The organism is Microcystis sp. M20BS1, assembly GCF_020245305.1.
Classification (GTDB): domain Bacteria; phylum Cyanobacteriota; class Cyanobacteriia; order Cyanobacteriales; family Microcystaceae; genus Microcystis; species Microcystis ichthyoblabe_A.
Map to the genome: position 1 here is coordinate 1 of NZ_JADBUZ010000158.1, position 7,103 is coordinate 7,103.

The 7,103-nt window shown below is 42.9% G+C and carries 8 protein-coding genes; 6 read left to right on the plus strand and 2 right to left on the minus strand.

The features are described from left to right. Together IM507_RS15995 and IM507_RS16000 are read left to right on the plus strand one after the other, a co-directional pair. Positions 1–710: bluetail domain-containing putative surface protein (locus IM507_RS15995; RefSeq protein ID WP_287637333.1), on the plus strand; the 710-nt coding region annotated here is incomplete at its 5' end. Positions 711–1,490: 780 nt separating this feature from the next. Beyond that, positions 1,491–2,003: a hypothetical protein gene (locus IM507_RS16000; RefSeq protein ID WP_002752828.1), complete on the plus strand. Its 513-nt coding sequence runs from the start codon at positions 1,491–1,493 to the stop codon at positions 2,001–2,003. Positions 2,004–2,099: 96 nt separating this feature from the next. Here the strand turns inward: IM507_RS16000 and IM507_RS16005 are convergent, their stop codons facing one another. Then, the gene (locus IM507_RS16005) at positions 2,100–2,963 is read right to left on the minus strand and encodes a helix-turn-helix domain-containing protein (protein ID WP_069474133.1); all 864 of its coding nucleotides are present in this window, start codon (positions 2,961–2,963) and stop codon (positions 2,100–2,102) included. A 233-nt stretch (positions 2,964–3,196) separates the two neighbouring features. On the opposite strand from IM507_RS16005, the gene IM507_RS16010 reads away from it, so the two are divergent. Beyond that, positions 3,197–3,700 carry a MogA/MoaB family molybdenum cofactor biosynthesis protein gene (locus tag IM507_RS16010; protein ID WP_190537793.1) on the plus strand — a complete coding sequence of 168 codons (504 nt, stop codon included), beginning with the start codon at positions 3,197–3,199 and terminating at the stop codon, positions 3,698–3,700. A gap of 1 nt (position 3,701) precedes the next feature. On the opposite strand, the gene IM507_RS16015 is transcribed toward IM507_RS16010, so the two are convergent. Continuing rightward, complete coding sequence (locus IM507_RS16015; RefSeq protein ID WP_190537804.1) at positions 3,702–4,313, minus strand: hypothetical protein; 612 nt, start codon at positions 4,311–4,313, stop codon at positions 3,702–3,704. Positions 4,314–4,447: 134 nt separating this feature from the next. Between IM507_RS16015 and IM507_RS16020 the strand changes: the two genes are divergently transcribed. The 3 genes from IM507_RS16020 to hpsU all read left to right on the plus strand — a co-directional run bounded on the left by IM507_RS16020 (position 4,448) and on the right by hpsU (position 6,808). After that, positions 4,448–5,113, plus strand: coding sequence for an urease accessory protein UreF (locus IM507_RS16020; protein WP_123230328.1), 666 nt, complete (start codon positions 4,448–4,450; stop codon positions 5,111–5,113). A gap of 148 nt (positions 5,114–5,261) precedes the next feature. Further along, complete coding sequence (locus tag IM507_RS16025) at positions 5,262–6,212, plus strand: glycosyltransferase family 2 protein (protein WP_287637334.1); 951 nt, start codon at positions 5,262–5,264, stop codon at positions 6,210–6,212. Between the two features lie 5 nt (positions 6,213–6,217). Next, positions 6,218–6,808, plus strand: coding sequence for a hormogonium polysaccharide biosynthesis acetyltransferase HpsU (gene hpsU, locus IM507_RS16030; RefSeq protein WP_123230329.1), 591 nt, complete (start codon positions 6,218–6,220; stop codon positions 6,806–6,808). Positions 6,809–7,103: the final 295 nt, after the last annotated feature.

Genomic DNA, 7,103 nt, shown 5'->3' on the forward strand with positions numbered 1-7,103 from the left:
CCGCAGAAACCGTTAATGGAATTAACCAAGTCCTCTTGAGGAATACATCACAAAACCTTCTATATATATGGAATTTAGATAGCAATTGGAGTTGGCAATCTTCCCAGGGAGGGTGGGGATTAAACTCAACCCAAGCTTTCATCCAAGAAACCAACTTTCAACAAGACTTTAACGGTGATAATCAGATTGGTAATCCCTCCCCAAGTAGTCTAGTTGGTGGCTTAGGTAATGATATTCTAGTGGGTGGCGCCGGTAACGATACCCTCAATGGTGCTGCTGGAATCGATACTTTAACTGGTGGGACGGGGACAGACATCTTCATCTTCCAATTTGGTCAGTCCACCGCAGCAGCCCTAGACCGAGTTACGGATTTTGCTATTGGTGATGATAAAATTGACCTGCTTAGTCAAGCTGGTGCGGCAATTAATGCCCCGGTCGCTTTTACCCGGGCAACAGATAGCACCACGACCAATATTAACACCATTGTTACTAACGTCTTTACCGATGCTGATGGGGCAACAGCCGGAAATCAAGCTCTCGGAATTAACAGTGCTGTTTTAGTGCGGGATAATAGTTCTTCTACTTACCTAATTATCAACGATGGTACAGCAGGCTTCCAAAGTGCTAATGATTTGGTGATTAATCTGACTGGGTTAACGGGTAGTTTACCGGCGCTCGGCTCTATTGCAGTCAATAGTTTCTTTGTCTAGATTAATGGGGGGGATTAATTCTCCCCTTTTAATGCTCCCGTTCAAGTAATTTTGATACAAAAAAAGTTAAGAGGCTCTTCTCGACTTTGTGTTATAAGTAGCTGGTTATAGCGTTTTTCAGTCTGCTGAGGTACCAAAGTTATGGGTTTTAGGCAAAAGGCAAGAGGCAAAAGGCAAAAGGGAAGAAAAACAAGTGTACCTCACTAGCTTAGGAAACGCTATATAATTAAATTAAAAATGGATTTTGCCTCTGATCCCCCCTTAGTCCCCCTTGATAAGGGGGGCATCTGATAATTTTTAACGCCTACCTACTTAATTTTTGCTTATGAAACAACCATGAAATACCTATCAAGCAAGACTTTTAGGGCTATTTTGACGTTCGGCGATGACTTCGGCGTGAGCTTTTGTCGAACGCTCAGTCGAGCGGGGGAAGAAACTAGAAAATAAGCTAAGACGCATTTAAACCGCTTATTCTTAGATTAGCCGAACCTCCCCCAATCGCTTTACTGTTGCCTTTTGCCTCTTGCCTTTTGCCTCGTCTCAACAAGCAATTTAAATTACGGAACAGCTTATCAGTATAGACCTCGTTTCCACACATAAACCAGAAGAACCCAAATACTGATGGGCAGTCAGGAGTTTAAACTTGTGGAGAGACTGTCAGACTCGTTGGGATTCGTCTCAAAAAGCAGGTTTCTGTGAAGCAAGAATCTCCCATCACACAGCTTGGCATTGTGATGGCGAGAGTGTCACAATTGTGTTCAATTACTCGTCATCCCAGTCATGCCTTCCAGCGGTCAAGTGAAATCGATTTTTTTTCTGATCCTCTTTCTCCTCAGTATTCTAGGGGGTATTCTACTGGCTTCGCTACTTCAACAACCAGCGATCGCCCAATCTCCCTCCTCGGATACATTGCTAAATCGTTATCAAATTGGAGAGCAAACCTATCTAGAAAATTGTGCCACCTGCCATATTGCCATTCCTCCCAGCATCCTACCGAGTCAAACTTGGAAAAAAATCCTAGAAAATCCTAATTCTCACTATGGTATCCGTTTAAAACCAATTGTCGGCATTACTCAGCGTCTTATCTGGGATTATCTCAGTTATTCTTCCCGCCCTCTTAGGGAGACTACTTTTGTTCCCCTCCTAATTGAACAGTCCAGTTATTTAAAGGTTTTGCACCCTAGGGTCAATTTACCCACTCCTCTCGGTCACACCACCTGTGTCACCTGTCATCCCAACGCTTCCCGCTACGATTATCAAACCCTTACCCCCATCTGGGATGATGCAGCCTAATCAGTTATCAGTTATCAGTTATCAGTTATCAGTTATCAGTTATCAGTTTTCAGTTTTCAGTTTTCAGATGTGAGTTTTTAGTTCACTGATTACTGTTTACTGATCACTGAGAGGGGGTGCAGTGAGGGTGATTTCGCCGATTTGGTCAGCTTTACCCATTAATTGGGCAGGGTTGTCGTTAAGAGAGATTTTAACAGCACCAGCATTGCCCGATCGAATATTTAAACTCTTTTGGGCTGTCCAAGTTCGTTTGGTCCCGGGTTGGAGATTGCCTTCGTGGACTTTTTTGCCATCGGCAATTACCCTTACCCAAGTGGCCTGTTCAATAGTTACTTCGGCTGAGAGGGGAACTTTTGGCGGAGGAGAAGGGGAAGGAGAGGCTACCAGCGCAGGAGGGACTACCGGTGCGAGGGAACCCACGGGGGAAGGAGAGGGAGTAACGGCAGGGGGATTAGAGAGAGGGGGACGGAGGAAAAGATAGCCAATACCACAAAATATGCCCGCCAGTAAGCCTAACCAGAGATATATCCCGAAAAAGGTCGATTTAGCTGGTTGGGGGCTAGTTTCTGGGGCCGAGTTTTCTGGTTTCACTCGTTCCGCTTTTGGGGCAGCCGGTTCAGCCTTGGGGATGGGGGTAGCTTTTGTGGGCAGTGTTTTCGGGATAGTTACCTCTTGAGCTAATTGTTCCGCACTAGGAGACAAGCGATCGGCTAAAGCTTTACCATCAATTTTTAGGGCATCACCGTAGCGTTTAATAAATCCCTTGACATAAATTAATTCTGGTAATTTCTCCCAATTCCCCGTTTCCAACGCTTCTAGCATTGGCAATCTAATCATCGTCACGGCGGCGATATCGTCTATGCTCAGGCAGCTTTCTTCTCGTTTTTGACGTAAATAAGTCCCGATTTCCTTGATTTGTTCGGCTTGTAGGGGACTGAGTTGACTCATAATTCCAGTCATAATCTATACCAACTTAGATGATAATCTCGATTTTGTTATTTTGGGATAATCTGTTCTCTAGAAGTTCCCTTTACTTTGTCGTCATTACCAGCGAAAAGGTTGCAAAAACCAGCAAAAATCGGCAATACTTGCCAAAGTTAAGTTTTTTATTTCAGGGTGACTGCACTGGCTGGTCAGTACATACATTTGTTCTTAATGCTTGTTTTTCTCGAACTCTCATCTGATCGCTAATTATGACCTTTATTCCCCATCCCGACACCGCCCCCCTTAATCTTACCTGTGCCGTAGTCACGGTGAGTGATACTCGTACCCCAGAGACGGATAGAAGTGGCCAAATAATTCAAGAGTTACTAACTCGATCGGGTCATGATATCGGCCTATACTTAATTATCCCCGATGAACCCTTACAAATTCAAGCAATTTTACCAGAGATTAGCAATCAAAATCAGATAAAAGTCTTAATTCTTAATGGGGGGACGGGTATTGCTCCTAGAGACACTACCTACGATGCTTTAGTACCTTTATTAAGGATTACTTTGCCCGGTTTTGGCGAATTATTTCGTTATCTTAGCTATCAGGAAATCGGCTCCCGTGCCATGGCATCGAGGGCAATAGCTGGGGTTTATCAAAACTTATTAGTCTTTTCTCTCCCTGGTTCCACTAATGCCGTTAAATTAGCCCTAGAAAAACTGATTCTTCCTGAAATTTTACATCTGGTTAAACAGATGAATGGATAATTTATTGAGATTTTATCTTGTCTGAAATTTCTTGAAAAGATACATCCCAAAAATAGCTGGCCAGATTCACTGCGCTTAACAGTTTAGGAATTCCTTCACTTAGACTAGCAAAACCTTGATTGTTAATCTGGAGAAGATCGATAGTAATCGCAAAAGTTAAAAGTGCTAAAGCAATGATTAAAATTTGGTAATAAGTTTGTCCTATTCGCCGCCAAAATGCTAACCCATAAATCAGAATTGCGAGGGCATAAACAGAGATAGTTAAGAATTTGGGAATATTAAAATAGAGGAGAATGATATGAATTCTGAAGATTTCATTGATGGCAAAAAGCCCCGTTACTATACCAGAAAAAAGTAAAAAATTGTCAGAATTATTGAAACTTGTCTTGCGGGACAATAAAGCATAACTAAAAAGGCAAACAATCGGAGGTAAACAACAAAGAAACTGAAAAGAATGGGTTAATAAACCAGCGATCGGAGTTGGGGGAGTAGCGGGAGGATAAAACAAAAGACTAGAGGGTAATTCTGCCCGATCAACCCCAGCAATCAAAGCTAAAATCAAGAGGAGAACGACAAGATTTATTTTCAGAAAATGCTGTTTTCGTGAGGACATAAGTATAACAGTTGATAATTGTGCCTATTAATCACGGTATAATTCACAAAGTGCCGCTTTCTACCCGCTCAATCTAAATAACGAAGCGCCAAGCATTTCCCTGATTGTGTTAAGGACAATTTTCTCGGTTTTCTATGCTCGATCAAAAAGAACTTTTGTGTTTATTACAATTGGCTAGTCCCATTTTACCCGTGGGGGCCTATAGTTATTCTGAAGGGCTAGAAACCCTCGTCGAAAAGGGGATTATCTCCAATAGTGCCACCTTGAATGATTGGTTAGAGCGATCGCTTTGTCAAGGCTCGATTCGCTTAGAAGCGGCTGTTTTGCTAAGGGTATATCGTTGTTTTTGTCAAGAAGATTTTACAAAACTTAATTATTGGGACAATTGGTTATCGGCAACGCGGGAAACGGCCGAATTAAGACAACAAAGCTGGCAAATGGGGCGATCGCTGTTAAACCTATTGCGGGAGTTAGCACCGGCCAGAGATAATCTACCGGAACAGGCTAATTATGCCACCGCCTTTGCGATCGGGGCAAGTCATTGGCAAATTGGGGAAGAATTAGCGGTTTTAGGCTATTTACACAGTTGGGCAAGTAATTTAATCAATGCAGGACTGCGTTTAATTCCCCTTGGACAAACCCTAGGACAAGCGCTTCTGATCGGTTTACAGCCCAGTTTATTAACAGCAACAGCAGATATTATCAGTTTAGCCGATGAAAACCTGACCAGTTGGAGTTGGGGGCTAAGTTTTGCCAGTATGAACCACGAAACCCAGTATAGTCGTCTATTTCGCAGTTAGCAATTTAGGGAGAAAAGCAGGAGAATGACTTAAAAACCAAATAAGGTATAGTATGATTGAAAAAAATCTTAAGTCCTAGTTCTCACTTTCTGAGTGACGGAGGGTTTTAAGGAAAGATGCGAACACTTTACCTAGCCACAGTGTACCAATGTTTAGTCAATCAGAAAAAATTCCCGTTTCGGTGTTAATTCCCGCCAAAGACGAGGAATCTAACCTTCCCGCTTGTTTAGAGAGTGTTGCTAGGGCTGATGAAGTGTTTGTCGTCGATTCCCAAAGTATCGATCGCTCGATCGAAATATCTACCAACTATGGGGCTAATGTAGTCCAATTTTATTTTAATGGTCGTTGGCCGAAAAAGAAAAACTGGTCCCTTGATAACCTGCCTTTTCGCAATGAATGGGTATTAATCGTCGATTGTGATGAGAGAATCACCCCCGAACTATGGGACGAAATCGCCACCGTGATCCAAGATCCCAACTATAACGGTTATTATCTCAATCGTCGCGTCTTCTTCCTCGGACAATGGATCCGTTATGGTGGCAAGTATCCCGACTGGAATCTGCGTTTATTTAAACATAAGTCGGGCAGATATGAGAATTTAAACACGGAAGATATACCCAACACGGGAGATAACGAAGTTCATGAACACGTTATCCTCGATGGCAAGGTGGGCTATCTAAAAAATGATATGCTGCACATCGATTTCCGCGATATCTATCATTGGTTAGAAAGACATAATCGTTATTCCAACTGGGAGGCCCGGGTTTATTACAATATTCTCACGGGTAATGACGAAAGCGGCACGATCGGAGCGCACCTCTTCGGTGACGCGGTGCAGAGAAAACGTTTTTTAAAGAAAATTTGGGTAAAACTGCCCTTTAAACCGCTGCTGCGCTTTATTCTCTTTTATTTTATCCGTCTCGGTTTCTTGGATGGCAAAGCTGGTTATATCTACGGTCGTCTTTTGAGTCAGTATGAATACCAAATTGGGGTTAAATTGTACGAATTACGGAGATTTGGCGGTAAATTAAACGTTAATACCCATGTTAATCCCCCGATTAAACCCTCGGAACCTCAACCGGTAGAAATGATTAAATAGGTCCTATGTCCCCAGAAATCCGCACCGATGAGGAAGCATGGCTAGATCTGCGTACCTACGATCAATCTTGGTTCGATCGCGGTCGTTCTAATCCAATTATCCTACTTTGGTGGTTAGTGCAGGGAATTCTTTTTCCCCTCAGTTTGCATCAGATGGATAGCTTTCGCTGCGCTGTTTTGCGGCTATTTGGGGCTAAAATCGGCCTTGGGGTGAAAATTCGCCCGACGGTAAGGGTGACTTATCCCTGGAAAGTGGCGATCGGCGATTATAGTTGGATCGGCGATGATGTGGTGATTTATAGTTTAGATAATGTTACCATCGGCAGTCATTGTGTGATTTCTCAAAAATGCTATCTTTGCACTGGCAGTCACGATCCCGGCGATCGCTCTTTTGGCTTAAAAACCACTCCCATCCTCATCGGTAATGGTACATGGATCGCAGCCGATTGTTTTTTGGCTCCGGGGGTAAAAATTGGCTCTAATGTTGTTATTGGGGCAAGAAGCAGCGTATTTGCCGATATTCCTGCTCAAAAGGTCGCTTGGGGTAGTCCCTGTCGTCCTCAATACGATAGAAAGATGAATTCTTATAGTAGTTAAGCTAAGAGGCATTTTTGGCGGTCTTCCGCTCGCTTTTGTCCCACTGTTTCCCACGGGACATATTAAGCTGTTCGTAATTTAATTAGCATTTTTATCGATTTTTGTCAAGATATATTTGACACAATTTATTAGAAAAAGGGTTTATAATTAAAGAGGGCGAATGCAATTCGCCCCTACAATAATATTATTATTATTGTGCCAATGGTAGGGGCGCATCGCGTGCGCCCAGAATGTCCTAAGTAGGTAGGCACAATTATTTGGGCGAATGCAATTCGCCCCTACAATAATATTATTA